Genomic DNA, 1090 nt, shown 5'->3' with positions numbered 1-1090 from the left:
TTAACATTGGCAACGCTATCCGTGGCAGCGGATGTGACCGCTTCGGCGGTGCCCTGCTGGTCGGTATAGCGGGCACGCACGCTGATGGCAGCGCCCACATCCGCTTGGGTCAGGGTGTAGGTTTCGCCGGTGGCGTCGGGAATGTCATTGCCATCGCGTAGCCACTGGTAGGTCACCGTGCCCAGGCCATCTTCATCCGCCAGGGTGTTAGACACCATCAGAACTTCGTCTTCCGTCGCCGTACCGCTGATGACCACGCCACCCGTCGGTGCATCGTTGACGTTGGCCACGCTATCCGTGGCAGCGGATGTGACCGCTTCAGCTGTACTCTGATCATCGGTGTAGCTGACTTCAACGGTGATTGCCTTGCCCACTTCAGCCTGAGTCAAGGTGTAGGTGCTGCTGGTGGCACCTGTGATGGCAGTGTCATCGGCCTTCCAAACGTAGCTGAAAGCGCCCAGGCCATCCTCATCGGCCAGGGCACTGGTGTCGGCCGTGAGTGTTTCATCTTCAGTCGTGGTGCCAGTAATGATGACGCCACCCGACGGTGCATCATTGACGTTGGCGACGCTACCCGTTGCGGCAGATGTCACGGCTTCGGCGGCGCCCTGCTGGTCAGTGTAGCTAGCGCGAGCAGGCCATCCTCATCGGCCAGAGCGCTGGTGTCGGCTGTGAGCGTTTCATCTTCAGTCGTGGTGCCAGTAATGATAACGTCGCCCTTCGGTGCATCATTAACGTTGGCCACGCTACCCGTTGCGGCAGATGTCACGGCTTCGGCTGTGCCCTGCTGGTCAGTGTAGCTAGCGCGAACGCTGATCTCAGCACCCACATCGGCTTGCGTCAGGGTGTAGGTCTCGCCGGTGGCGTCAGTGATTTCGGTGCCATTGCGCAGCCACTGGTAGGTCACTGCGCCCAGGCCGTCTTCATCGGCCAGCGTATTAGAGGCGGTCAGTGTCTGATCTTCTACCGCATCGCCAGTAATGATGACGCCACCCGTCGGTGCATCGTTGACGTTGGCCACGCTCTCCGTGGCAGCGGATGTGACCGCTTCGGCGGTGCCCTGATCATCGGTGTAGCTGGCGCGAACGCT

2 protein-coding genes are annotated in these 1090 nt (G+C 60.8%); both read right to left on the bottom strand.

Annotated elements, in window-relative coordinates:
• Positions 1–593: hypothetical protein (locus INT19_RS16620; protein ID WP_193061560.1), on the bottom strand; the 593-nt coding region annotated here is incomplete at its 3' end.
• On the bottom strand, positions 590–1090 hold a 501-nt coding region (locus tag INT19_RS16615), incomplete at its 5' end, for a hypothetical protein (protein ID WP_193061559.1). The genes INT19_RS16615 and INT19_RS16620, both read right to left, overlap by 4 nt.

It is taken from the genome of Halomonas sp. 3A7M (genome assembly GCF_014897875.1).
Taxonomy (GTDB): Bacteria; Pseudomonadota; Gammaproteobacteria; order Pseudomonadales; family Halomonadaceae; genus Vreelandella.
Note: the sequence above shows the minus strand (reverse complement) of the source record. Positions and strands in the feature narration are given on the sequence as shown.